The sequence below is a fragment of the Paenibacillus sp. FSL R7-0198 genome, assembly GCF_038000415.1.
Taxonomy (GTDB): domain Bacteria; phylum Bacillota; class Bacilli; order Paenibacillales; family Paenibacillaceae; genus Paenibacillus.
The window spans coordinates 2,646,219-2,673,158 of record NZ_JBBOCB010000001.1 but is presented as its reverse complement, the minus strand read 5'-3'; the positions used below and the strand labels follow the sequence as shown (position 1 = coordinate 2,673,158).

24 protein-coding genes are annotated in these 26,940 nt (G+C 46.2%); 16 read left to right on the top strand and 8 right to left on the bottom strand.

From position 1 onward, the window contains the following. Window positions 1-13 precede the first annotated feature (13 nt). Window positions 14-463 carry a nuclear transport factor 2 family protein gene (locus MKY87_RS11625; protein ID WP_340964523.1) on the top strand — a complete coding sequence of 150 codons (450 nt, stop codon included), beginning with the start codon at window positions 14-16 and terminating at the stop codon, window positions 461-463. Between the two features lie 198 nt (window positions 464-661). Here MKY87_RS11625 and MKY87_RS11620 read toward each other — a convergent pair whose 3' ends face one another. Next, window positions 662-2,041 carry an MFS transporter gene (locus MKY87_RS11620; protein WP_338588605.1) on the bottom strand — a complete coding sequence of 460 codons (1,380 nt, stop codon included), beginning with the start codon at window positions 2,039-2,041 and terminating at the stop codon, window positions 662-664. A 205-nt stretch (window positions 2,042-2,246) separates the two neighbouring features. Here MKY87_RS11620 and MKY87_RS11615 point away from each other — a divergent pair, with 205 nt between their 5' ends. From MKY87_RS11615 to MKY87_RS11595, 5 genes are all read left to right on the top strand, one after another. Beyond that, complete coding sequence (locus MKY87_RS11615; protein WP_338588604.1) at window positions 2,247-2,570, top strand: ArsR/SmtB family transcription factor; 324 nt, start codon at window positions 2,247-2,249, stop codon at window positions 2,568-2,570. A 315-nt stretch (window positions 2,571-2,885) separates the two neighbouring features. Continuing rightward, the gene (locus tag MKY87_RS11610; RefSeq protein WP_074096524.1) at window positions 2,886-3,074 is read left to right on the top strand and encodes a hypothetical protein; all 189 of its coding nucleotides are present in this window, start codon (window positions 2,886-2,888) and stop codon (window positions 3,072-3,074) included. A gap of 84 nt (window positions 3,075-3,158) precedes the next feature. After that, entirely contained in the window at window positions 3,159-4,079 is a 921-nt protein-coding gene (locus MKY87_RS11605) for a helix-turn-helix transcriptional regulator (RefSeq protein ID WP_340964520.1), read from the top strand. Window positions 4,080-4,109: 30 nt separating this feature from the next. Next, window positions 4,110-5,108: a hypothetical protein gene (locus tag MKY87_RS11600; RefSeq protein ID WP_340964518.1), complete on the top strand. Its 999-nt coding sequence runs from the start codon at window positions 4,110-4,112 to the stop codon at window positions 5,106-5,108. Between the two features lie 24 nt (window positions 5,109-5,132). Continuing rightward, on the top strand, window positions 5,133-6,155 hold the full coding sequence (locus MKY87_RS11595; protein ID WP_340964516.1) for a hypothetical protein: 1,023 nt from the start codon (window positions 5,133-5,135) through the stop codon (window positions 6,153-6,155). A gap of 81 nt (window positions 6,156-6,236) precedes the next feature. On the opposite strand, the gene MKY87_RS11590 is transcribed toward MKY87_RS11595, so the two are convergent. Beyond that, a complete protein-coding gene (locus MKY87_RS11590; protein ID WP_340964514.1) occupies window positions 6,237-7,811 on the bottom strand; it encodes an FAD-dependent monooxygenase in 1,575 nt (524 codons plus the stop codon). Between the two features lie 222 nt (window positions 7,812-8,033). On the opposite strand from MKY87_RS11590, the gene MKY87_RS11585 reads away from it, so the two are divergent. Together MKY87_RS11585 and MKY87_RS11580 are read left to right on the top strand one after the other, a co-directional pair. Next, the gene (locus MKY87_RS11585) at window positions 8,034-8,744 is read left to right on the top strand and encodes a MarR family transcriptional regulator (RefSeq protein ID WP_340964511.1); all 711 of its coding nucleotides are present in this window, start codon (window positions 8,034-8,036) and stop codon (window positions 8,742-8,744) included. A 281-nt stretch (window positions 8,745-9,025) separates the two neighbouring features. Beyond that, complete coding sequence (locus MKY87_RS11580) at window positions 9,026-9,214, top strand: aspartyl-phosphate phosphatase Spo0E family protein (protein ID WP_074096520.1); 189 nt, start codon at window positions 9,026-9,028, stop codon at window positions 9,212-9,214. A gap of 65 nt (window positions 9,215-9,279) precedes the next feature. On the opposite strand, the gene MKY87_RS11575 is transcribed toward MKY87_RS11580, so the two are convergent. The 3 genes from MKY87_RS11575 to MKY87_RS11565 form a co-directional block, all read right to left on the bottom strand. Then, on the bottom strand, window positions 9,280-10,158 hold the full coding sequence (locus tag MKY87_RS11575; protein WP_340964508.1) for a carbohydrate ABC transporter permease: 879 nt from the start codon (window positions 10,156-10,158) through the stop codon (window positions 9,280-9,282). 65 nt (window positions 10,159-10,223) lie between these two features. Beyond that, entirely contained in the window at window positions 10,224-11,144 is a 921-nt protein-coding gene (locus tag MKY87_RS11570; protein ID WP_339790466.1) for an ABC transporter permease, read from the bottom strand. 305 nt (window positions 11,145-11,449) lie between these two features. Beyond that, window positions 11,450-11,728, bottom strand: coding sequence for a hypothetical protein (locus MKY87_RS11565; protein ID WP_340964505.1), 279 nt, complete (start codon window positions 11,726-11,728; stop codon window positions 11,450-11,452). A gap of 162 nt (window positions 11,729-11,890) precedes the next feature. Here MKY87_RS11565 and MKY87_RS11560 point away from each other — a divergent pair, with 162 nt between their 5' ends. The 3 genes from MKY87_RS11560 (at window position 11,891) to MKY87_RS11550 (ending at window position 16,991) form a co-directional block, all read left to right on the top strand. Then, a complete protein-coding gene (locus MKY87_RS11560; protein ID WP_340964504.1) occupies window positions 11,891-13,651 on the top strand; it encodes a sensor histidine kinase in 1,761 nt (586 codons plus the stop codon). Beyond that, on the top strand, window positions 13,626-15,218 hold the full coding sequence (locus tag MKY87_RS11555) for a response regulator transcription factor (protein ID WP_340964502.1): 1,593 nt from the start codon (window positions 13,626-13,628) through the stop codon (window positions 15,216-15,218). Before MKY87_RS11560 ends, MKY87_RS11555 begins: the two co-directional genes overlap by 26 nt. A 120-nt stretch (window positions 15,219-15,338) precedes the next feature. Then, on the top strand, window positions 15,339-16,991 hold the full coding sequence (locus MKY87_RS11550; RefSeq protein WP_338588595.1) for an extracellular solute-binding protein: 1,653 nt from the start codon (window positions 15,339-15,341) through the stop codon (window positions 16,989-16,991). Between the two features lie 123 nt (window positions 16,992-17,114). On the opposite strand, the gene MKY87_RS11545 is transcribed toward MKY87_RS11550, so the two are convergent. Continuing rightward, window positions 17,115-17,357, bottom strand: a complete 243-nt coding sequence (locus tag MKY87_RS11545) for a DUF7662 domain-containing protein (RefSeq protein WP_017692170.1) — start codon at window positions 17,355-17,357, stop codon at window positions 17,115-17,117. 340 nt (window positions 17,358-17,697) lie between these two features. On the opposite strand from MKY87_RS11545, the gene MKY87_RS11540 reads away from it, so the two are divergent. From MKY87_RS11540 to MKY87_RS11530, 3 genes are all read left to right on the top strand, one after another. Then, the gene (locus MKY87_RS11540; RefSeq protein WP_340964500.1) at window positions 17,698-19,413 is read left to right on the top strand and encodes a DUF6138 family protein; all 1,716 of its coding nucleotides are present in this window, start codon (window positions 17,698-17,700) and stop codon (window positions 19,411-19,413) included. A gap of 90 nt (window positions 19,414-19,503) precedes the next feature. Beyond that, entirely contained in the window at window positions 19,504-20,556 is a 1,053-nt protein-coding gene (locus MKY87_RS11535) for a hypothetical protein (RefSeq protein WP_340964498.1), read from the top strand. A 222-nt stretch (window positions 20,557-20,778) separates the two neighbouring features. Continuing rightward, window positions 20,779-22,737, top strand: coding sequence for a hypothetical protein (locus tag MKY87_RS11530; protein WP_340964496.1), 1,959 nt, complete (start codon window positions 20,779-20,781; stop codon window positions 22,735-22,737). Between the two features lie 75 nt (window positions 22,738-22,812). On the opposite strand, the gene MKY87_RS11525 is transcribed toward MKY87_RS11530, so the two are convergent. Together MKY87_RS11525 and MKY87_RS11520 are read right to left on the bottom strand one after the other, a co-directional pair. After that, on the bottom strand, window positions 22,813-23,922 hold the full coding sequence (locus MKY87_RS11525; protein ID WP_340964494.1) for a stalk domain-containing protein: 1,110 nt from the start codon (window positions 23,920-23,922) through the stop codon (window positions 22,813-22,815). 200 nt (window positions 23,923-24,122) lie between these two features. Next, a complete protein-coding gene (locus tag MKY87_RS11520; RefSeq protein ID WP_017692174.1) occupies window positions 24,123-24,329 on the bottom strand; it encodes a hypothetical protein in 207 nt (68 codons plus the stop codon). A gap of 336 nt (window positions 24,330-24,665) precedes the next feature. Between MKY87_RS11520 and MKY87_RS11515 the strand changes: the two genes are divergently transcribed. Continuing rightward, complete coding sequence (locus MKY87_RS11515) at window positions 24,666-26,288, top strand: copper amine oxidase N-terminal domain-containing protein (protein ID WP_445259884.1); 1,623 nt, start codon at window positions 24,666-24,668, stop codon at window positions 26,286-26,288. A gap of 189 nt (window positions 26,289-26,477) precedes the next feature. Further along, window positions 26,478-26,927, top strand: a complete 450-nt coding sequence (locus MKY87_RS11510) for a disulfide oxidoreductase (protein WP_124118173.1) — start codon at window positions 26,478-26,480, stop codon at window positions 26,925-26,927. The last annotated feature ends 13 nt before the right edge of the window (window positions 26,928-26,940 follow it).

Here is a 26,940-nt window from a genome sequence, read left to right as displayed (position 1 = left end):
GGAGGGACAACACATGAGCCAATCAACGATCACAGGACTGGAACAATTGCTCGCGCTGGAAAACATTCGGAATACCAAGGCGCGTTATTGCCGCTATATTGATACGAAACAATGGGATAACTTGGGTGATGTGTTTGCTCCGGATGCAGTGGCCGATTTCAGCACAGAGGGTAATCCAATTCCGGTATTAACAGGCCGTGATACGATCGTACAAGTATTCCGTGATCTGGTGGATGTTGCCGTAACCGTACATCATGTTCATAGCGCCGAAGTTGAATTTGTATCTGAGAACGAAGCAAAGGTCATCTCCCCAATGGAAGATTGGGTCACGTTCCCGGAGGGCAATGAAAACAAATCCTTCCACGGATTTGGGCACTACCACGAAACGTTTGTCAAAATCGACGGCCAGTGGTACATCAAACATACAAGTCTGAAACGTCTTCGTCTGGACCTGTTTGAATAGTATAATCCGTGTAGCAGAATAGATAAGTTGATCAACCATTAAAATAATAGCCCCGAGTAGCGCAATGAATGCGTCCTTGGGGCTGTTTGGTGTTAGTGGAGCAGAACAGCTGACACCTACACAGAAAAATGGGATAACAAAAAAGCCAGGTTCAGAACGCGAGGGTCCCTTCCTGACTTCTTTTGCTTAAATATGATGTTAGATCCGGCTACTTGTTTCCGTGACTTTCCGAGACTGCATTCTTAGATACACCTGAGAGAAAATAACGGATGCCAGTGCAACCACGGTCATACCCCAGAAAATATTGGTGTACGCCGAGGAGAGTGGCAAGTTCTGCATCGCCGTTAATGCTACGCCAGTAACAGCAACGCTGAAAGCTCCGCTGAAGAACTGACTGAGTTGGAACAGTCCCATACCTGCGCCCACCTGATCCATGGTCAGATTACCAGACAATTCATTGGACACGCTAGTGGTCAGGGATGAGAAGCCAACGCTGAGCAGCACATAGACCGCCATAATGGCGTAGATGTTATTGTCTGCAAATAAGGCAAACAACCCGGCAGCAGCCAGTAGCAACCATGGTGCAAACTTCAGTAGCAACGTATTGCCGTGTCGGTCAATCATGCGGCCGATCCGATTGGACAGCAGCATGGACACGACTGCACCCGGAAAGATGACGAGTCCAGATTGAGCAGGGGTCAGTCCATACAGATGCGCCAAAATTTGCGGTAGCAGGAACAGCGTTGAGAAGTTATTGATGTACGATACAATACCCAGCGAGCTGAGCATCATATATTTTTTGTCTTTGAACAAAGCAGGTTGAACAAATGGATCTGCCGCGCGCCGAATTCGGAGCCAGAACAGAAGCAGTGCCGCAGCACCGATAACAAGTGTGTACCACTGACGGGAAGTCAGGAATAACAGCACACCCGTAGTACCAATGGCAAGAAGTACGGCACCCAGCAGGTCAAATGAACCTTTTTGCGGTGTTTCCCGAGGAAGCAGTTTGAAGAATACAGGAATCAAGAATAACGTTAAGCCCGTAACGATAAACAGATCATGCCATCCCAGAAACTGAGTAATACTTCCGCCGATGACGGGACCAAGTCCAAGCCCCAGTGAACTCGCGGACATGATGACAGCCATCGATTTACCCCGGCGATCATGTGGAATGTACCGGGTAATCAGCACAATGGCGAGCCCCGGAACCGAAGCAGCACCCGCAGCCTGGATCAGACGTGCAATGAGCAAAATGATGAAGTGATTACTGAAGAACCCGAGAACCGATGCCGCACCAAGTAACGTAAGCCCGGTCGTGAATAATGTACGAATAGGTATGAAATCCGATAGACGTGAGAACGTAATCGAGGAAATGGCAAATACAATGGAATACCCTGTAACAATCCATGAGGAAGCGACGGATGTAAGCATAAATTCGGCTGCAATTTTGGGAAGAGCCAGATTAAACATCATTGTATTCATAACAACGAGTACAACGGTGAAACCAAGCAAGCTTACAATTAATCCTTCCTGTATTCCGGTCCGTTCCCCTGATGATGCGGTTGCAGTGTTGTTCATAAAAACCTCCTAAAGTGATATGTATTTCGCAACATTTCAGAAACGGTGTGTAACATTTGCAAAATGTAGTATGATGTCAATCCCGTGCCTAACAGCAGGGGTTACATAACGAAATCATTAAAGTTCGATTGGTATCGAACATTAGAAATATATCATGGATCTGTGTTAAAATACAATGGATAGTCTGAGAAAAGGGGACTACAGTATGAAAATTTTACATCATCCACAGGTGTCAGATATTGAACTTTCCTCCGTCTTGTATGCGTTAAGCGACCCAACCCGTCTTGGGATTGTTGCGGAAGCAGCCAGAAGCGGGGAGCAACCGTGCAGTCATTTTCATGCACCTGTTGTGAAGTCAACGATGTCGCACCACATTCGCACTCTGCGGGAAGCCGGAGTTATTCGGGTCAGAGTGCAGGGCACACAGCATTTTCTCACCCTGCGATCCGAAGATTTGGAAACGCGCTTTCCAGGTCTCTTACAACCGTTATTGCAGGCCGCAGCTCAGTCAAGCACAGATCCTTCCTAAATTTTGTCCTTTCTTCAGGTCGAAGAGGGGACATTTTTATTTTCTGATACTGCATGTTCAAAAAGTTAACGATTCAGCACCGAGAAGGTTGCGAGAACCTGAAGGAGGAGGAGCAGAGTGTAGGCAAACCTACATGAGCACCGGACTCCGAAGGTGAACGCAAGATTCGATGTCGAGTTCGCTTCGTGGGCTACTTCGTGATCAATTGGGGACTTTTTGAACAACCTTTAAAACTGATGCGACATTCTGTGTCGTACCATGCCATATATAATAACGGTGAACACACAAACCATATCGAAAAGAGGTTCACAACCATTGGCAAAAACTAAAAGAGGACGCGTCTTGTGGAGTCTTCCTTCCAGAGGCCGGGGAACATGCCCGGTGTGTAGCAGTACCCGAATTAAATTGTTGTATACGCAAACAAAAACAGACGGTACAAGTCTGAAAGTATGCAAGAAATGCTTCAAAGCCGTGCAATCCAGAGTGGATAAGGCACATGTATAACATAACTGGCCTGTTCTTCGGAACGGGCCATGTCTTTTGATATAATCGAATATATTAGGAATGGAATGAGATGGGGGCGGGAAGATGAGTAACATGCATCGGATTCACTGGTTTGACGAACAGATTCGGGGTGGACGTTTTCCGAATAGCAGCTGGCTTGCCCGTGAATTTGAAATCTCCCGTCGTCAGGCTCAGCGTGATATTGAATATATGGCAAGTTCCTTGCGAGCCCCTTTGGTGTATATGGCTAAATATCGGGGCTATTGTTATGAGGATCAGACTTTTCGATTGCCCCATTTGTATATGACCGAAGAAGAGCAACGTGTGCTGAAATATCTGGCGCATCGATATCGACATTACGATTATGATCAATCGGACGCGGTGAAACGTGTAGCGCATTTGCTGGAGCGTTTTACGTTGGAGGAACAACAGATGGGAAGTAGTGAGCTTCCGGTATTTTCGGCGCAACCGAAGCAACTGCAATTCTTTGAATTATTGTCCCATGCCATAACCGACTTGCGCAGAGTACATATTCATTACAGGGATCACGATGGAGAACGGCAGTTTTCCTTGTGTCCATTAAAGATGATATCCCAGTTTAACGCCGATTACGTGGTGGGTTATGAAGCAGACCCTGTACAGCAAGTGGCCATTCGCTTGGAGGGTATTGTTCATGTATCGATCTTGGATGAGAGATTTGAGTACAGATCAGATACCCTCCTAGGTGGATGGGAAGAACCACTGCCTGTGCGTAAACCGTTTGTAGCTGAGATTCGCTTGAAGGAATTGCAGCAAATGGACCTATGGCAAGGGTATCGTATCCAGGCTAGGCAAGATCAGATTTATTCAATTGAATTTTATGACACGGACGCTTTCTTGCAGCATTTGTTTGTTAGTGAATGGGAGGAACTATTGTCTCCTGGGTGGCTTAGACGTAAGCTTCAGCAAAGCGCAGAAGGATTAATTGACAGGCTCGCGATACAACGTAAGCAAAACGTGGAATAAACCAGTGTAGAGAGGAGAGAAAATCCGTCCTTGGCTGAGAATATTTTAGATAACCTCATCATGAAGCGGGAGTCCAAATCGTACGTGGATAGTCTGCATGCGATACTAACCCATACAGGCCAGTTTCAAGGTTCCAAGGTTGTACTTGCTGGATATACGGGCATGGCTTTCAAGCTGTCGGTACATCGCAGACTACTTCCCATGTCGGTTACAGCGTATGGACAATGGGGGGAAGCACATCGTCCTGGAGTCGATAACCTGGGGATATTCACGATCTGGGATGGGGGACGTACACGTCATTCCACGTTTGGTTATTACCAGCAGGATGCAGTGAATTGGGTGAGACGTAGTATTGATGAAGGCACTGGTGTGATTTACTGGATTCCTGAGTTCGGTGTTATTCATGGATATGATGACAGTGATCGCATCTTTTATGTGCAAGACGGATGGAGCAAGGAACCGCAGATTTTGTTGTATGACAATTTCGGTTTAAACTTTACCGGATTTTGGTATTGTCAGGTGTTTGGTAATCAGGTCCGCATCCCTGAAGAACAGATGCTGTTGGAATCCCTGCGACTGGCGATTGAGGATTGGGATATTCCCTATCGTCTGTTACCTGATCGGAATATTGCTTCAGGTAAAAAGGCATATGATGTGTGGGTGGAGGCCCTGCGGAGTGGGGATTTTGATGAATCAGGTGCGGCTTATATTTTGGAATCCTTCTGCCATGCTCGAACCGAAATAAGGATGTATTTGCAGGGTGTCCGAGGGATATGGAACGAACTGGACCAGGCTTGTGCATGTTATGAACAGCTTGGGACGTTCATTGACCAAATGAAAGGATATCTAGTTCAGCAGGAAAATAGACGTGTCTTGCGATCAGATACGACAGAAGATCTAGCACAGGTACTCGTGAAGGCGAAAGAATTGGAAGAGCAGGCTATTGATTATTTTCGAGTGATATCCAGGAAGTATCCTGACCGTAAACGGTCCACTATACCACGGTGGGGAGCACATTCCGCGCGATAGGATAATAGAGGAAGGGAGTGAAGGATGATGGCGACAAAAGTAGTATTGCAGGACTGGATTCAATCCCCGCAAGCTGTGAATTTTGCTGATGAAGATAGATCATGGAGCGGTGTGAGCGCATATACAGATGCGTTGTATCGCATTTTATTACATAAACAGTGGACGGTTTTCCCACACCACATGATTGCAGGCATGACAGCAAGTGCATTCCGATTAGTGGTGGACCGGCGTTTGACGTCAGAGTCAATCTCCGCATACAACTGGATGGCAGAGAACTTTGTCGCAGCAGACTTCATTGGTGTCACAACGGGACAACATGGTGGATTTTCATTTGAACCGACTTTTCCGCTCTATCAGAAGCAGGCTCTGCTGGATATCAAAGCTTCCATTGACCGGGGCGTAGGTGCGATTCTATGGCACGATCAATTTGTCATTGTTACTGGATATGATGATGTGGAACGGGTGTTATTCATCTGTGAAAGTAAAGGCAATGAAGTCATTCGTCTGCCTTATGATTCGTTTGGAAGGAACAGTACACCCTATTGGTACTATCAGGTGCTGGAAGCTTGTGCACCCATAGATCTATGGGAAGTCTGCAAGGAATCGTTAATCCAGGCCGTTTACAAATGGGAAACCCATGACTATATGCTGCCGCCCCAAGATTATGCCTGTGGGGCGGCTGCGTATGCCGCTATTGCTGCTGCTTTGCAGTCAGGAAGATATGACGCTGAACAAGCGGCAACTGTACTTTGCTATTATGCCAAATCAAGATTGGATATTGCCTCTTATGTTGCAGGACTTAAGCATCTGTCCATTCAAATGGACCAGGTCATAAACGAGTATGAGCTACTCGCAAGCCTGTATACAATGATCTTTGAGAAAATCGACAACTCCATCTCTTGGAATACGAAGGAACCAGATTGTGTGCAAAGCGTGATTGAGCTTATCCGGAAGGCAGGGGCTACGGAACAACGTGCCATTGATGCCATTAAACGTGCCTTTCCAGAGACGATAGGCAATCGTTTTAAGGATGTTGGATTAAGATAAATATAATAAGTAGTTCTCTGATGTGATACCGCAGGCCGAAGTTCCATTTGATGATTAAAGCGCAGTTTTAATATTTCACACTTAACGTGGCGGGGTAACTATGCTAACCACATTCTCAAATTCCGCATGCCAGTCGCCCTTGATGATGCTGCCGATGTAACCATCGGGTCGAATCAGTACCAGCGTGTCGCTGTGAATGCCATAGATTTCGGTCAGTTTTTTGGTGGTATCGTTGATAACATTCTGTTCGGCTTCATTACCGGTACTGACGATGTAGCGATGCAATTCGGCACCGCTGGTTGGCCAGATCAACTCTGGGAGAATATGAGCGGTATTGGCTCCAAAGGCAAGCAATGTGAATTGTGGTCCACGAAGGATCTCAAACAGTCGTCTTACACCGCCTGGGCCGATGCATGGAGCATCAGGTGCTCGATCTCCGACCTGAAGTGACTTGGTCGCTGATGCATGCTCAGAGCTAAGTGGACCACCATGATACGATAGTGAGAGCTGTCGTTCTTCATCACCGCGTTTGAGACTGGCGAGACGTTTATTATCGAGATTGGCGTACAACTCGCTGGATTTTCCAAGAACACGTGCGGCAATTGGTTGACGTTCGGCTTCGTAACTGTCAAGCAGGCGATCAGGTGCACCAGCAATGACCTGACTTATTTTCCAGCCTAGGTTATAAGCATCTTGTACACCGGTATTGAGTCCTTGCGCACCGGCTGGGGTATGGACGTGGGCAGCATCGCCTGCAAGGAAGACCCGGCCCGACCGATAATGCTCAGCAAGTCGCACGTTGGGACGGAATACGGAACTCCAGGTAATGTCGTAGAGTCGTAAACCAGTGAGCTTGTAAAACTGAGCGGCAAGTACAGCCTCGTCCAGATCTGGGTTCTCGTCTGCTCCCAACCTGATCATGACCTGAAACTGGTCGGAGTGTGGCAATGGGCATGCTCCTACAAATTTACCTTTTGTGCGGGGCCACATATGCCAACGATTGCGAGACAAGCCATCGATTGTGCCATCAATGATGAGCATACGATCTGATTCGTTGGTCTCTCCAACAAATCGAATACCTGTACCTTTACGAACGGTGCTGGAACCCCCGTCTGCCCCCACCAGATATCTGCTGCGAATCTTTTCCCCTGAAGAGAGCGTCACCGTCACCCCAGCGGCATCCTGTTCAAAAGTATCTACCGCGTTGTTAAATTCAATATTCAGCCCCTGACGTTCGAGTAGGCGGTGCAGGATGGCATCCGTGCGGTGTTGAGCCAGCAGAAGAATATTCGGATAGGGCAGATCTGGTGTAGGTTTATTTCGCTGCTGCATGCGCCACGGCACAGTGATCGGACCTAGATGGATACCTGCGAGCGGGTAAGAACTTCCCTCTGTGTGAGCATCACTCAGCACGCCTAGATCTTCAAAAACCTCCTGGGTTCGCGGCTGTACCCCCTTGGCACGAGAACCCTTAAAGGCATGGGGAGCCTTGTCGACCAGCCGGACACGAAGGCCGCGGCGCAACAGATCTGCTGCTAATGTAGATCCGGTCGGGCCAGCACCTGCAACCAATACGTCGATATCGTAATCTTCCCTCGATGGACTCACATCCGGTTGTTGCTTCTCTTGCAATGGCTTGAATCGTATAGCTGTCATTTGTAATGTTCCTCTCTAAATTGGATCTGAAATAAAGTTCTGTTTCTAATAACTAACGGACTATGAAAATTACAACTTATTGTTTCTTAGAAACAATAAGTTTCCGTGCAACAATAGTAATTTGAATTCTATTCTTTTGTCAATATTGTTTCCTGGAAACTTTAATTGTGAACCTGTCCTTGATATACTGGGATGAAGTTCATTAGTGTTGGAGGAAAAAGGATGATCAAGCCATCAAACTATCACAATAAAGAGCACCTGATTGATGAAGTGCTGGGAGCTGTGAAAGACATACAGATTAAATTCCAAGCGGAAGATGACGAAGAGAAGGAATGGCTGCTTAAGCACAGCCCTGATCCGGAAGTTCAAGAGTTAATCGAAGAAATGACGGTTACGATGTTACATGTGCTGGATGCTATCGGAACACTTGAACCTGTAAATGGGATAACCATTTCAAAACAATTCGGTTTTTCCAAAGGCACAGTTTCCAAAATCACCAAAAGGCTGGTACAGAAAAATATCATTTTGCCTGAATATCTGCCGGATAATAAAAAAGAAGTATTGTTTCGCATGACAGAACGGGGTCAAGACATCTATCGTTTACATCAAGCCATGCATCAACAAATTGATCTTGGCGCAAATCGTTTTTTGCAGCGATATACCGAAGATGAATTGCAGTTCTTAGCGCATGCTCTCCGTGATACGGCACAGGCGTCCTGGTTCAATTCGGAAAAAGATGGGCCATCCATCGTTTCTGGTGATGGGGGGGCTTATCCTGAAGATGACTCAGAACTTAATGAGACCACAGGGGAGTCAACCGTTAACGAGGAAATGAATGAAATTATGGGGATGCTTCATACGCTGAATACCCGTGATCTGAAGAAGGCCAAGGCCGTTCTTGAGGATGTTTTCTTTACGAAATATGAGGATTAGCGTAAGTAAGCTGTTGAGCCTGCTCATATTCATCTCGGCATACGAAGTTGTTCTGCAAAAAAATAAACGCTATAAAACCGGACAGGCTGCAGCCGATCCGGTTTATTTGCATTCAACATATATGCACATCAGGTTATGTGATCCACGCTAATAATAAATTTTACAAGAAAAAATAACCAAAATTTTAATTTTGGGGTAATCCAAATCCCCTATTGTTCCGAATATTATATTAGATGGTCTTTTTTGGATGATGATATTCAAGGACAACAGGGGGCGGGAGTATGGTACATAATCCGGAAACCATTCAGGAATGTATCGAACATGCACGGCAAAGGCTCTACCAGATTGCAGCTCAATATGCGGAACTGTGGCATCCGGAGGTTATTCGCCAATCCATGGTGCTGGATGAGTTAATTAATGAATATAACAACGCAACTCGCGGAAGAACGAATTCGAATCAACTGAAATAATGAACGTATAGAATGCACTTATAAAATGAACAAAGAATTCCAAGAAGGGATTCCGTGTGTTTGCCTTACTCTTTTACCGCCCCGAGCACAATCCCCTTCACGAAGAAACGCTGCAAGAACGGATACACGAGTAGGATCGGCAGAGCGCCAATAAAGATCTGAGCCGCGTTAACCGTACGCTGAGACATGTTCTGAAGCTGCGTTGCATCCACGTTCATGTTGGAGAAATCCTGCTGAACGATAATGGTCTGCATTAACGTGGCTAGTGGATATTTGGAAGCATCATTCATATAGATCAACCCGTCGAACCAGGAATTCCACTGACCTACCATCGTGAATAAAGAGATCGTCGCAATGGCGGGCATGGATACAGGCAGATAGATTTTGAATAACGTCGTAATATGGTTGGCTCCATCGATAAATGCGGCTTCTTCCAGCTCTTTCGGCACGTTACGGAAGAAGTTCATCATCAGAATCAGGTTCCAGACAGCCACCGCTCCTGGCAAAATCAGAGCCCACATTGTATTAATCAGTCCAAGCCTCTGGATCAAGATATAAGATGGAATTAATCCCCCGCTGAACAGCATTGTGAAGATGAAAAACCACGCGTATAACGAGCGCCCCTTGAAGTGCAGACTCTCCTTGGATAGCGGATAAGCCGTCAGGAAGACAAGTGTCATACTGAGCAGTGTACCCAGAACCGTACGTTGGACTGAAATCCAGAGTGCACTTAGAAAGTTACTGTTACCAAATGTTTTGGTGTAGGCGTCCACCGTAAAATCAATCGGCCAAAGTGTCACCAGATTGGCGGATGCTGCCGCTTTACCACTGAAGGAAACCGCCAGAATATGGACCAGCGGCAGGATGCACAGGATCGAGACGGCCGCGATGAATATCAGGTTGAAGCCATTAAATATACGGTACCCGGTTGTTTTGTGATACACCTTAATTCCTCCTTTGCATATCTTGCTGATTGAAAGTCGCTGTCTGGATGTATGCAAAATGCCCCTTAAAAAATACGGTAATTGGCGATTTTGTACGCCATCCGGTACGCAGAGATGACCAGGAACATCGCGACAAATGATTTGAATAGTCCAACGGCAGTCGCAAAGCTCATTTTGCCATTCAGAATCCCCATCCGGTAGACAAAGGTATCGATAATATCGCCTTTCTCATATACCAGCGGATTGTACAGGTTAAAGATCTGGTCAAAGCCTGCATTCAGGATATTGCCCAGCGATAACGTACCTACCACGATAATCATCGGCACGAGTGCAGGCAGGGTAATATGTATTGTCTGTCTAAGTCGTGTTGCCCCATCCACCTCGGAAGCCTCATACAATGCGGGATTAATACCCGCAAGTGCTGCCAGAAATACAATCGTTCCGAATCCAAACTCCTTCCACACATCACTGACAACTACCGTTACACGGAACCAGTCGCCATCCCCCAGAAAGAAGATCGGTTCAACGCCAGCCGCCGCCAACACCTGGTTTACCAGCCCGCCTTCCGGTGATAACATGTCGAGCAATATACCACCAAGGACAACCCAAGACAGGAAATGGGGCAGATACACCAAGGTCTGTGAGAAACGTTTGAACGTGGAGTTCCGAACCTCATTCAGCAAAATGGCGAAAACTACGGGGGCCACAAGTCCGGCTACAATTTTCATCGAAGCGATCAGTACCGTGTTCCAGATGACCTGAACGCTGTCGGGATATTCGAACATGAACCGGAAGTTGTCCCAGCCCACCCATTTGGAGCCAGTGAATCCCAGCCACGGTTTGAAGTCTTGAAAAGCAATAATAATGCCGCCCATGGGCACATAGGCGAACAGCAAAGTGAGCAGTACAGCAGGCAGCAGCATCAGATGCAGCGGCCATGTGCGTTTGAAATTCCAGCGGGTACGTTTGCGTGGATGAGGCGTCATTTTTCGCACCGGCGTATTGGTTGTTAACGGTTGTTCGATAGCCATCAGGGTCCCTCCTTTATCTCGTCCAACCCGGGCAACATGAGGCGAGCAAGCCTCTGCACAGAGTGGAGCAACTGAATTATAGCAATGGAAAAGGGCGGACTATAGAACAACATTTCAATGCGGATGTTGAAATATTAACTTGTTGATGGAAACGACAAAAAGGAGCATCCGACTGTAAAGTCCAATGCCCTGTCTTCAGGTTGTGCTCCGGCCATATGTTATTTGCTTCCGATATGCCCTTCGTGCTGAACGCACCTATATCATTTCACAATGAAGCCATCATACTGCGCATCAACGGTACGAACCGCTGACTGTACCTCGGCCACCAGACGTTCCCGTTCTTCATAGAGGGGGGCTTCCTCTTCCTCAAAACCAAACTGAATTGCCCGAACGCTGCCTTGTGTCAACGTTAAGCCCTGAAGCTGCAATTCAAACAGGAAGGAAGCTTCAAAACCCATGCCATCCTGATCCCGGTAACAATACAAGCTGGAGATATCGTCTTCTTCAATGTGCAAAATGCCTTGTTCTGTCAGTTGCATCACAGAGCCCCCTCACGAAATGTTGATTCATTCCCAGTATAAGAGGATTTCCAGTCACAGGAAAGCGGGAGAACAAAAAATCATATAGAATTGTAAGGGCTTTCAATATAAAATAGGACTTCGGTATAGAAAGACTTCAAAATTCAGGGACAGGGTGAAACGATGAAATTCACAGTATTTGCGAAGACGGTCATTCTCTTAATCTGCCTGCTGGTACCCATTCTGCTGCTGTATACATACGCGAACCAGGCAAATGTGGACATGGTCGTTGAAGAGAAACAACAGTCGAGTCTGAACCAGTTCAATTATTTCAGTTCCCAGGTGGATAAAAATATCGAGCAGCTTTCGCTGTATGGCCTGACATTGCTGCGAGATCCCAGTATCCTGCACTATCGTTACATGACGGACTCCACCAGCCAATATGAGAAAAACAGTATCTATCTGGATATCCTCGACAAATTATCATTGTACCAGTCCACCAGCCGCTGGAAGAATGATATTACCATTGTGCTGCCACAAGCGGAACTTGTGTTGTCCACCATGTCCAGCCGGACGGTCTACGATGAGAAGATGTTGACGTTTCCGCAACCGGGCCAATGGCAGCTGGAGCAGGGGAGTTTCACCTACTTTTTCACGGATAACTATGAGTGGAATGAAAAACCGGTGAACACAGGCGTGCGAACAGTGATGGAGATTAATTTTGACCCGATGAACGTGGTTGCCATGTTGGATGATTTCAAAGAAACGCAGGGAGGAGATCCTTTCTTGCTCGTACCAGGTAAAGATCCGTTGCTGAACCGTACGGCGGACCCCGAACTGGTCGAAGCGATTATGCGAGATATCCCCTTTGACGGACCGGAGCGGGAAGGTAATCATCAGCTGGAGGTGGGTGACAAACAGTATCTGGTCAGTTACGTACACTCGAAACAACTGCAAGCGGTATACGTGAACCCGGTGGTATTGGATGATTTGTTAACCCCAATGGACAAGAGCCGGAATATGTTTATTACCTCCATTCTGTTACTGCTCGTGCTGAGTATCGGGGCTGCACTGCTTTTGTATCGAAAAGTCCAGGTGCCGATCCATCGTTTGATGAGAGGGCTGCAACAGATTCGCAAAGGGCAATTGTCCACTCGGATTCCAGTTGATCACTCCCGTGATGAATTCGCGTACCTGACCCAGAGCTTCAACCATATGGCAGAGCAGATTCAGGAACTAATTGAGAAGGTATACGAGGAACGTATCCGCTCACGGGAAGCCACACTGAAACATCTGCAATCACAGATCAATCCGCATTTCCTGTACAACTGCCTGTTTTATATCAAAAATATGACCCAGCTTGGCAACCGTGAAGCGGTTATTGCCATGTCGCTAAGTCTGGGAGACTACTATCGCTACATTACGCGGGGCGAGAATGACATGACGACAGTAGAAGAAGAGATTCGGCTGCTGGACCATTATCTGTCCATTCAACAGATGCGGACCAACCGACTGACCTACGAGATCGCGGTACCGCAGCAACTGATGCAGCTCCACATTCCGCGACTGCTCATTCAGCCCATCGTAGAGAATGCGGTGATCCATGGCATTGAGCCGATGGAAGGCAGTGGGCATGTCGTCGTAACGGGGATGGCGGTACCCGAACATATTGAGGGACGAAAATATACAAGATATAGCCTGTTTGTTGACAATGACGGGGTCACGCTGACAACGGAAGAGATTGCGGAATTGGAACGGGAGATCCATGAGCCGATGGGTGAGGAGATTGGAACAGGGACGTGGAATGTGCACCAGCGTCTCGTTACGCGATATGGGCTGTCGTCTGGTCTTCATTTTGGAGCGATTCCCTATGGGGGACTTAGTGTAGAAATTCGATGGTTTGAGGAGGAACAAACGCATGATGAATCTGATGGTCGTGGATGATGAACATTCCGCAGTAGAGTCGATCGCTGTCTCCATACCGTGGAGAGAACACGGGATTGGTCAGGTGTTCAAAGCCTATTCTGTCAAAGAAGCCTTGGAACATATGGCATCACATCAGGTCCATATTATTATCACGGATATCCGCATGCCGGGTCTGTCCGGTCTGGATCTGGTCAGTCATATCCGGCAAAAGTGGGAACAGACAAAATGTATTATTTTATCGGGGCATGCTTCCTTCGATTATGCGAAGCAGGCGCTCAAACATGGGACAGTCAGTTATCTGCTCAAACCGGTCCGGGATGAAGAACTGATCGAATCCGTGCAGCAGGCTGCCGTGCAGATTCGCCTAGAGGGTGAGAAACAAATGCTGCACCAGCGGGCCATGTATTCGGTGAGGGAACATCTGCCCGAGAAGCGGGCGGAGCTGATGAAGGATGTACTGTTAGGACATAAATTTGCGGATGCTGAACTCGAAGGCAAGCTGGAGCAACTGGAGATCGGGTTCCGTCCACAGGATAAAATGCAACTGCTGCTCATCCGGTATGATGACCATCAACCCACACATAAAGCGTTTCGATTGATGAAGTACGCCATCTCGAATGTAGTGGAGGAGATCTACGGCAGTACCTATCATCTCTGTCATACGGATGATGCTTACGATGACCTGGTCTTCATGGCCAGTCCCAAACAAACTCAGGCTGAACCTGAAATGCTAATGGGTCGGCTTGGAGAGCGTTTGATCCACAGTGTGAGGCAGTATCTGAACGCGACCATTTCCCTGTCCGTTAGTCGTATGGGGCGTTTCCCAGATCAGGTGCCGCAGCTATATCATCAAGCTGTGAGTGCACTTCGCAAGCAGGCCGAGGCGGGCAAAGGATTACATCTGAATGCGGCTGCGGGAACCAATGGGGCCACGTTGAAGTCACTTGCAGCACTGTATGAACCGCCGGGTCTAACGGCGTTGCTGGAAGCCGGGCGCATGGAGGATGCACACCGTAAGATTGATCAGATCTTTGCCGAACTGTCGAACAGTGTGTTCCCGGAGCATGTGTATGTGGCTTTTCATTATTTGGCGGCAGCATTCTCCTATATGGCTCATCGAGAAGGACGGCAGTTAGCCGAAGTGCTTGGCGAGCAGTACCAGCAGCTGCTCAAGGATGGTTATGGCATCTCGCTGCGTAGTCTGGAAACGTGGACCAGAAGTGTGATGCAGCAGTGGGAAGAGAGCACGAGCGATGCGGGACAGGATGCCGGATCATCGCTGATTCGGCAGGTGCAGCAATGGATTGACCATCATCTAGGCGAGGATCTATCGTTACAAGTCATTGCCGGAGAGGTGCATTTGCACCCCGTATATCTGTCGAAAATGTACAAACAATCCACAGGTGAAGGCATTAGTGATTATATTATCCGTTCCAGAATGGAACGTGCGGTTCATTTGCTGAAGCATACGGCAATGAAGATCTATGAAGTTGGTCAGGAAGTGGGATACAACAACACGCCTTATTTCATTCAGGTGTTCCGCAAACATTATGGACTGACCCCGCAGGATTTTCGGAACGGTTAACAAATCAATATGAAGATTGAAATTGTGATATATGTTTGCCTCCCCGGCTGCACTATCCTTTTCATGTAAGGTGCATTTGGCACATAAGGGTATCCAAGTTACCTGAGGAGGGGTTAGTTCATGTATAGAAAAATGATGACGGCATTACTCGCAATAACAATGGTTGCTGTAACAGCATGCAGTTCGGGGGCCAAGGAAGAACCGGCCAAGGAAGCCGCAGCACCACTTGCTCTGCAAGACGGGAAGTATGAACCGGCGGTACAGATGAGTTATTTGCGGGCCTGGAATGATGATACGAAATTCAAGAATGGGGAAACGGCACAAAACAATGTGCATACCAAATGGGCCAAGGAACGACTTGGCATCGATCTGACCACGCCGTGGGCTGTATCGGTGACCAATGATGCATTTTACACGAAATTACGCTTGTCTCTGTCCGCCAACGAAGAACTGCCGGATATCGTATCCATTCGGGGAGACTACAATCTGGTAAGGGAATTAATTGAATCGGGCAAGTTTGCCAATGCAGGCGAGCTGTTTGACAAGTATGCTTCGGACACATGGAAACAGGCATCTGAATCGGCGCCGGAGGAATGGTATCCGTACATGTATGAGGGCGAGCGTTATGGCATTCCAATCTTCGATTATGCCTACAACGGCGATTCGGTCATGTTTATCCGGGAAGACTGGCTGAAGAAGCTGGGACTGGAAGAACCAAAAACCATGGATGAGCTGGTTACGGTCATGGATGCTTTTACGAATCAAGACCCGGATGGGAACGGCAAAAAAGATACGTATGGTCTGACCGTCGGCATGAAAAATGCGCTCAATACCTGGATGACGGAATCCGGCTGGATCTTCGGCATGTACAACACAATGCCTGGACAGTGGAATGATGCCGGAGACGGAACACTGCAATATGGCTCCATTCAGCCAGGTGTGAAGGAAGGCCTTGCAACGATGAAAGATTGGTTGTCCAAAGGTTATCTGCCCAAAGAAGCAGGCGTATATGACGAGATCAAGGCAGCAGAATTATTCACCGCAGGTAAAGCAGGCATTATTGTGGGGCCACACTGGATGCCAAACTGGCCGATTGATGATGTGAAGAAAAATGTGGACGGTGCCACGTATAAGGCCATTGCCTTACCTACAGGACCATCAGGCGAGAGCCACCAACATGGTTCAGGGGCAAGCAACGGGGTGGTGCTGATTAACAAGGACATGGCGAACCCGGAGATTTTCTTCACGTATCAGAATTATCTGTTCGACAACTTTGCCAACCCGGAAGTGGGCAGCGAGTTCGAACATGGCTTTGCACAAGGATATGACTATGACATCGTGGATGGCAAAGTTGTTGGTGAAGCCGAAGTGAAGGACGGCGTATCACCACTCAAATATACAATTACGTATGATGGTGCCCGAATTCCGAATCTTATGATGGATACGCTGGCGGAACTTGCAAAAGGCAAGGAACCGGAGACTCCTTTTGAGAAAAATACGAAAATTGCCAACAAACCGGAAGTGTTTGTAGCCGCTGAAGTCGTCGTTGCGAATAAAGATAACGCGATCAAGAACAAGTTCACCGGGGCACCAACCGAGACGATGAAAATGAAGAAGGACGCAATCGACAAGTTGGAGAAAGATACGTTCAGCAAGATCATCTATGGTCAGGTAGGCATTGAGGAATTTGATGCGTTTGTGACAAAGTGGAAATCCATGGGCGGGGATGATATTACCGCCGAAGTAAACGAGTGGTATAAGACAGTTAATTAATAAACAAAAGCAGGGTAGAACGATGAATTCATCGGATCTACCCTGCTTTTTTGTCTCGAATAACATTTATGGAAAAATAGAGTCTTAGGAGTTATAGCTACCAATCTATATCGGACAGATCAGCTATGACTCACAGCGGACAAAAGTAACGTTTTTTCCTAAAACCACATTATCCACCTTCCATCCGGCATTTAACCAGGATAATGCTTGTGTATGATTCATGGAATTATTCACCCACCATTGTTCGCGATTATACGCTGTAGGGGGTAACGTAAATCCGAGAATTTCCTCAAGCTCTGCATATGTAAGGGTGATTGAAACCTGATTCAAATAGTTTTCCAAGGGGAAGTATTTGCTGTAGCTCATTTATTCGAACCTCCTGAAAAGGAATACAATAATTATACAACGTAGGGATGATGATAGCGAGGGCAAGCCGAGAGTGTACATAGATATGAAAAAAAGGAATCCGTATCCGTAGATCTCTTTGACTAGGGCATGTCTTAAATACCACTTATGGGCATCTTTCACCACCTTTTCTCCCCCTGCTGCCTTATTGTTCCGGGTGTGCTGGAGAGAGTAAAATAATAGGTAGTATACGAACATCAATACGTATTTATAACATAGATGCCCGGATTGATCCGGGATTCATAGAGGTTCAAGTGTGGTTGATGAACATCATAAGATGCATGGGAAGGCAGGAGATTAGATGAGTACACTTTATGATCAGGCGATGGAAGAGATGATAACGACGATTCATGAATGGTTTGATGAACAGGAAAAGCGGGATGACTTGGAAAGTGTTGTGAAGCGAACCACGCTGCAAATGGGTATTGTTAATGATATTGTGCTGGATTACAAACCTGGACGGACCACGGTAGACAGCCTGGATCTGGGTTTGGATGATGATGTGAAATCAAAGCAGGCAGGAGCCTTTACCGAGGAACAGGTACGGAACGAGATTGGGCCTAAGCTTGTAGAGGTTGTTCAGGGAAGATTGGACAAGCTGGCAGATACTCCGTTGATTGACTACCGCTTCACCTTCCGCGGGAAATTTCCAACAACCGAAGGCAAGCTGCAACTGACTTTATTGGAATGGATAAACGATGAGAAAAGACATCTGCTCCTTGAGCGTATTCATACCTATGTAGACAAGAAGCTAGAACACGGTACATATCCAACAAAGCCATTGGAATCCTTCTTTTTGACGAGTCATCTGCTCGATCCAAAGCTGTTCCCGGAGTTGGATGTAGCATGGACCATCAGGCAGTATGACCGGATTCAAGAGTTGAATCAGGGTCGTCCGGAGGCACTTGCGGAACATCGGTGTGAGATTACTCGTGCGGTGACGGCATGGGCGGAGAATCAGTTTTTGCCACAGTATTATGATGTACAGTCTTCGGCTTATCGTACCAATGAATATTCGCTTAAGCCAGGAGCAACGTTGGAATGGGACGTTGAATCACAGACAGGCCAACCGTCGGATGAGCAGGGGAAGGCGCAAACACCCGGGACTCAACCAATAGATTTGCTGTTATACACGGCGGTCATGATTCTGCGTTTTGAGCCGAGTTATAGCAAACCCAAAGGTGTGACTTTCTTGGAACTCGCGAAGCAACTCGGTAGCAAACGTGCGGCACGTATGATGACAGAAGGCAGCGGAACGTATGCGAAGGACGATATTCATGTGAAAACGGAAGAAGTAGAATGCAAAGCAAATGATGTATTTGCTCTGATGAACATTCACATTCGTAAGGAGGAGGCGGGTGCCTATCAACAGGCACTTACCTTTATCATTCATTTATTGAAACAGGGATTTCCAAAAGGTTATAAGATCAAGCTGAAATCTGCCGTAAAGCAGTATTTGCCGATCAAGGGACTCGCGAAGTCGGATACCCACCGATTCTTTGCGAATGCACTGGAATACCCGGAGCTGCATCCACTCCTGGAAAAGTATGCGCGTGAGGCTATCCAGGAGTTTGAGTTCTACGAGGATACCGAGGGAGAGAAAAGCTGTATGCCAGGCAGTTATGCAACCTTTGGACTGGGGCTCGTGGATGAGCGGTATTTCCCGCTGGTTGAATTTTACATGGGTGAAGTGGATGATGAGCATCAGTTAATTCAGGACAAGTTTATTGCGGCATTTGTAGAAAAACAGGGTGTAACGGTTCAAGCCATACCTGCGTTAGTCGCCAGTTTGCGTCGTTCGACGGATAGTCTGAAGCTGAAGATTCAGTCCGTGCTGGAGAATGATGAAATACTCGAACAGTTGGTTAGGCAGATTCAAGAACTTGAGCATTATGAAGCGGAACGTGTACTCTATCCGATCTTTGGCAAGGTGGAGAAGCTCACAGCGCTCGCTCGCAAAGCGGAGGGAAGACGGAAGGAATTATTGCTGGAACTGTTGCAGGTCACAGGAAAATAAAAATGTTAACAACGCAAGTAAGATTATGCTGTGCCAGCCAGTAAAACATTTTAGAGAAGTGAAAGTGTATAAGGAAAGGTGGGGAGAGTCATGGAGGCATTGAGAAGAGACATGTGGCAGGGGTTGAATGCTCAGGACAAAGAGGCTTGGATGCGTAAGCTCGTTCGTCAGTTACCAGACGGTATGGTATATGAGGGTCTCGAGACATTTGAACGATTCGGTCAGCGGATGGAGACGGGTGTATTTACTGAGGATGGGCTGAGATTTGTGTTTGTGCCTGGGGATCGGGTAACGCTCGGCTGGGATCGTTGGCAGCATGGTATGAACGAAGAGACATCAGCCGACCTGCATGAAACGGTCAGTGAGTATGGTGTTGAGGACGTGGATTCGTTTCTGGCGAGTCAAATGTCACCTGTGAGAGAAGTTACTATTGCGCCGATGCTTGTGGAATGCGAACTGATCTCGCTTGGCTGGATTGAAGTGTCCGAGGAGGAAGCATTTGCACAGGAAGATCCTGATTTCCCGTCAGCCCTGGAGCAGTTTAAGCAATCGGAAATACGTGAATATGAATTGCATCAACAATTCCGTCTAATTCGCCAAAGTGAGGATGAAGTCCGAATCCTGTGGTTCAATGAAGGAATAGAACTGGAGGACGTCGTGAGGGAGGAAGCTGCGGCGGGTTTTGGTTTGCTGACCGAAGACGAATGGGAGTATATCTATGGCGGCGGTTGTCGCACGTTATTTCCCTGGGGTGACAGCTTCGACTATACGATGAGATTGAAGCACTTTGGCAGTCTGGAAGGCGTGGATGAGATTGTGGATGGATCGGCAGAGACGGCCTCTTCACGGGTTGAAGAAAAGGATGATCGTCCTTATGATCTGGAACTGCCGAATTTCTTTGGAGTGCAATTTGCCGGTGATCCCTACAAGTATGAGCTTACCCTCGATTCAGCTGGGGACGTATTGCCCAAAGGCGGAGACGGCGGAAGTCTGATTTGCGGTGGTACAGGGCCGCTGGTTGGTTTCTTGCCTGCTGCTGCGGTATATTATCGAGACATTAATGCCAGTGAACTCGACTGGGAGGATTTGATGGATGCGATGGTCTATCGCAGGGTTGTTCGTTTGGCTGATCTAAAGGTTTGATGGATTAATCAAAGCAGCTAGTGAGCGGTAGCATCCCATACGTAGAAAGAGATTTAGTGGATTCTAAAGGGCAGTTGACAGATAAATGAATACATCCGTCTCTGTCCTTTGGAGTGTTCCATTATGACCAGAAGGTGGAAGAAAAAGTAATGAATATTTAGATCAAAAGTTCTATACTTAACGAGTCTCAATCAAATCCATTACACAGAGAAGGAGTTAAGTATGTCCAGAGTATCCAAATGGCTCATCGTTAGTTTAGTTTCAATTTTTATACTTAGCATGTCGGAATTCACAGTCTCAGCGTCCACTTCAATAGTTCAAACCGCACAGAATGCAGAGCGATCCATTTCATCCAAAGATCGGGTGCAACACAACATTCGTTTTGCAGTCAGAGGCACGGAGGTGGCCGTGACTACGCTTCGAACAAGTTTTGATACTGGGGAAATCAAAGAAAATGAGTACCATTTTACTGATCCAGCAATCCTTCCTAGGATACATACCGGTCTGACGACAACTTCCCATCAGTATGATCCTATCGTTAGTGACACACCAGCAGGATTAAAAGGATACATAACTTATTATGCCACGGATGATAATGAGTATTATTACGTTTTGTATGAGTATGACTATAGCTCGAACACTCTTCGCAAAGTCCATGAGGACGAAAACCGTATCTACTTGGAACCTCAAATCGGAATGTATTATACGATTTACGAGAAAAACGTACATAAATCCAACTACTATTCCATGGTCACAGGAAAAAAAATATACACTCGCGGAAATATTTTGCTAGAAAGGGATTTGACAGATACCAAATATGTGGTATCACCGATTCCACAAACCCGTAATTTTGGGGTGTATTGCACAGATACTTTAGATTGCCACTATCTTGAATATGGCGGTATAAAGGGGAAAAAGGCTAAAGTAAGCGACTTGTGGATGAAGCCTGACCAGAAGACAGGGTTGTCTACTAAAGCTTTTCAGGTAAGTGCAGATGTTCATTTAAATGTTTCTCAAGGTAACACGAGGGATCGGAAATCAGACTGGACCGTGGTTGTAACCAAGAATGGTAAAAAAACCACACTGATTAAAGAGCGAGTGGGCTATGTGCATTCATTTATCTCTCCCGAAAGAAAAACATTGGTTTTGGTCACGGAGAATGGCTTGGATAGTAAGATGGAGTCGTCCAAGGTACAAGTCTATGATTTGAAGACCCTTAAGCGGATTCGTTCCTATGATTCTCCTTATCGTGCTCGTACCGAAAGTATCCAGTGGATTACTGAGGATGAGTATATTATTGAACAGTATTTTTCCAATCCAGGCTCTTACCCGCCATCCTTATATGTTATTTCAGAAAATAAACATCTTAAATTGAATTATGGTACGTACAGTGACTGGAAAAAATACTGGAATTCTTTTCAGTTCTCTAATGTCTTTTTTCCGATGGAACCTGTAGCTATTAAGTCTGATCAGGGTGTATTGGAGTATAAAGGGCAGCCCACCTTCTATATGGAAGGGCAGCATTATGTTCCTTTAGAAGAATTCACTAAAGCATTTCATATTCAATATAATCTGGGCAAGGATCGGATCACCTTCACTCGTGGACAGCGTTCTTCCAGTGTGAATCAACCTTCAAAACAATTGTTGACGCTATACAATCAGAGCTTTATTCCTTTAGGTCAGTGGAGCAAGGACTTGGGGCTCAAAGTATCGGAGACAAAAGGAAGCAGGTACAACAAACAATTAAGCATAAGCGATGAAGAAAAGGGTACTGATCTGGCCATGGAGCCCAAAATTCTCCCTTTTCAGGCAAGTGCACGATGGATGGGTCGGGTAGGGGACAGTTACCAATTAGATCCGGTAAATACTAGGCCGATGGAATCAGCTGTGCCAGACCGAATTGATGGTGTAGTGCTGAATTTTGATCGAACATTGACCATTTCTTCCTCTAAAGATTCAATTACAGAGTTGCTTTTCACCAATCCAGACTACACTTCGGTGATCGGGAAAGTATCTTTAACGGACATACCTGAGAGGAAATGGGGATTTAGCACAGCCAAGATTCCAGAAAACATGTTACAAGATGGTGTGCTTAATATGATTTTTCCCGTGAATGAAGGAAAATCAACGATGGTGTACTCCTTAAAGCTTCCAGAACCATTTGATAAAAATAAATTCTAAAGATTCAAAAAAAACACACATCAAATCAGCCCCAACTCATAGAGCGGGACCGAAATGATGTGTGTTTATTTTTGTTTATTTCACTTTTTGTACGAATACCGCCATTTGCTCGAGTTGAGTGTGAGTCAATTGGTTATTCGGCGAACTGATAGTTACATAACGATCGTCCAGCTTAAACGTGAGCATATCCGTTTGGTCTGGTGTGTACCATTTGGCTGATACGCCATTAGGCAGTTTTACCGTTTTGCCATCATAGCTGAACGAGTAATCTTTAGGGGATACCGTGACATCCATACGATTGAAAACAAAGTTTACACCATCACCGCCTGCACCTACGCTTTTGAACGTATCTCCAGCAACCATGTGTTGTGGGGCATAGGCTGTTGTGAACCCGTCAAACTTCGCAAATGCTTTGCGAATGTTATCCAATTGTTGCTTGCTATAGTTCACATCTGCGAATGCAGTGATCCCTTGATCGTTGTTGTTAGTTGCCTTCTGAACAGATACAGCGACTTGTTGCAGCTGAGCTTGACTCAGCTTATGATCCGGCGAGCTAAGGGTAACGTAACGATCATCCAGTTGGAATGTGAGCATGCCCGTTTGATCGGGTGTGTACCATTTGGCGATAACCCCATTGGAGAGTTTCACGTCTTTGCTCGTATAACCGTCCGAATAATCTCTTGGAGATACATCCACTTTCATATGGCTAAAAATAAAGCTTACGCCGTCGCCACCCGCACCTACACTTTTGAACGTGTCACCTGCGATCATCTGCTGAGGTGCATAAGCGGTCTCGAACCCCTCGAATTGTGCAAAAGCCTTTTGAATGGCCTCTTTTTGTGCTGCACTATACGTTACATTCGTCAGAGCTGATGGATTGCTCGTAGCTTGGCCGATAATAACCTGCCCTTTTTTGCCGTCATAGGATACGGGTACATGCAACGCATCGGCCAGCGCACGTACAGGCAGATAAGTGGAGTTGTTATAGGTAATTGGAGCAAGTTTGTTGCCATTGCCATCCGTTGGTGAGTAAGCCGCCCCATCAACATTAAAGCTGATTCCATGGTTAAGGTATGCAGAGATTTTCTCCAGCTGCGTTCCGGCGAATACGCCCGTTGCTCCTGTTAAAGTCATGCCCAGTACCATCATCGTTGCTACGGATTTCTTCATGTTTTTTTTCATCATATATCTCTCCTTCAAGTTGGGGGTTAGTTTTGTTTAATGGGCTCGCTGTCCCTTATGGCTTTATATTAAACCCCGAACATATCCAGAATAATTCTGAATTATCTCCAACTTGTAAACATGTGTGTATATGCTGAGAATGTAGAATGAAAACTGAAGCTGCTTGGCATGTTTGAACGTATTCTTTGCCGAATGGAAACATTTTAGTTAAAAAGATAGAGGATTAGTCCGCCAAAACCAAGTACAATCGCACCAACGTATACATAGGAAAGTTTGCTTAGGTTTTGCTTTGTGCGACGGTCATATTCGGGGTTGCTGGTCTGATTGGCTTTGGAATTTCCGATGATCATGGTAGCAATACCTCCAAATAAGGCGATACCCACAATTAAAACATAAGGCAACCAGGTCATGAATGGACCTCCTTCGCAAATAATATGATATGTCTTTATTGTACTTCAAGTTAACCTTTGATGTAAGATTCATTTGAGAAAATAAGGGAAATGAAGTATCTGTCTTACAGTATGTATGTAGTCTTGGATCGGAAGGATCACTACAATTTTATTATTTTTTAATATTAAAAAACCTTGATACAACAGGCACTCGCAGCTTTCTTCACTGAAGGTTGCGAATTTTTTTTGTCCACAGAGTGATCCAGAATAGAGAACCCTGCGTTACACCCTATGAAGACGACGACGAGGAAAGAAATTATACACAAAACATAATCGAGGAGTGAACACGTAATGAAAATGAAAATGAAGAAGTTTATCGCACCTGTACTTAGCTTGACACTGTTGATGCCGGGGATCGCTGGAGCAGCTTCTGCACCACAGACACCAATGACAATGATGAAAGCATCCGTGAACACACCTGCGGCTGACCTGAGAGCGAACCTGGACCACCTGCTGTCCGAGCACTTTGCACTCGCAGTAACAGCAATGGCCAAAGCATATGACGGAGCAAAAGATGCAGATGCAGCCTATAAAGCACTCGACCAGAATGCACTGGATATGCAACCAGCCATCGCTTCCCTATACGGTGAGGCAGGTGCCAAAGAATTCGAACGCATCTTCCGTGCTCATAACAAATACACAGATGATCTGGTGAAAGCAACCAAAATGGGCAACCAGGCTGGAATCAAACAAGCACAAGCAAACATCAACGGTTTCGTGGATGAGTTCTCCACATTCCTGAGCACAGCTACCGAAGGCAAGCTGCCAAAAGCAGCAGCCAAACAGGCGCTGAAAGTACATGAAGATCTCGTGCAAAAAGTATTCGATGAGTATGTAGCTGGAGATTACGCTGATGCATACAAGGCTTACCGTGAAGGTTTCAAAGAAATGTTCGACGTAAGTAAGGCACTCTCCACAGCCATTACTACACAAATGCCTGAGAAATTCGAAAATACCAAAGCGGATACAAAAGCAGCCGATCTGAGATCTGCACTCAACCACTTGGCTTCCGAACACTTTGCGCTTTCGGCTCTGCAAATGCAAGAGGAATTTGATGGACGTACAGCAGCTTCCAACGCACTGATTACAGCTGAAGCTGGAAACACAGCTGACTTCAAAGCAGCGATTGCTTCCGTTTACGGTAACGATGGTGCCAATGCTTTCGAGAAAATTTGGGTAACGAACCACGTTAATGCACAAAGCGACTATGTAAAAGCTGTTAAAAACAACGATGCTGCGGCTCGTGCGGCAGTAGAGAAACGTATTGATGGATTTACAACAGAGTTCGCTACATTTCTGGATTCAGCAACAGCTGGCAATCTGCCAAAAGCAGCAGGACAACAAGCGCTGACAACGCATGAAAATCAAGTACAAAACGTATTGAATCAATATGCAGCAGGTAACTATGATGCTTCTTACACAACAAATCGTGAAGGCTTCAAAGTGATGTTTGGTGTAGGTCAAGCCCTTGGTAATGCCATCGTGACTCAATTCAATGACAAATTCCAAGAGCCAGCAACACCTGCACCAGCGCCAGAAATGACAACGGTGTGGATGCAACTGAACAGCAAAATGCTGAAAATTAACGACAAAACAACCAACATGGACACCACACCAGTGCTTTGGAAAAACACAACATACATTCCACTGCGTTTCTTGAGTGAAGGTATTGGTGCAACGGTGAAATGGGACAAAAAGGCACAACAAGTAACGGTAATGGCTGGCGATGATACGCTTGAATTCTGGGTGAACAACAACGTTATGGAAGTGAACGGCGTGAAGAAAAACGTGGGTGCAACGGTATTTGTAAACAAAGATGGACGTACGCAAGTACCTCTGCGCTTCATTGCTGAACTTCTGAACTGGGACGTGAAATGGGCACAAAAAGATGGTTCCATTACGCTGACGAAATCGATGTAATAGTAGAGTGAAACAAGATTAAAACAAAAAGAGCTGCCCCATACGGCAGCTTTTTTGTATTCACCCAAAAGTTCCAAATATTTGGTATAATCATCGAGTAATGACCTACATAACAGCTTGAATAGCCGATGGAGTCCAGAATGAGGTATGATAATTTGGTATAAGCAAAATGAAGAGGGGGACAGAGGAATGAGTACATCATCAAAATCGGAGCGTCCAGCGAGAAATGTGGATACCCGGTTATTTGTTGCTTGGGCCGTTTCCGTTATTGCAACAGGCGGGAGTCTCTATTTCAGTGAGATCAAGGGATATCTTCCATGTGATCTATGCTGGTACCAGCGTATATTCATGTATCCACTAACCATCTTGTTGGGCATTGCCTACTTTAAGGATGACGTGGGCATCACCAAATACGTACTCCCACTTAGTTTCGTCGGTGGCGGCATTTCGTTATATCATGTAACAATCCAGCGTATTTTTTCGGCTACAGGTAATGCCGTGGCGTGCGGTAAGGTTCCATGTTATACCGACTATTTGAACTGGTTTGGTTTCATCACGATTCCATTACTGGCACTGATCGCCTTTATTATCATCATCGTGATGCTGTGGGGTATCGGCAAAACACCAAAATCTTCTTAATAAGAAAGGATAG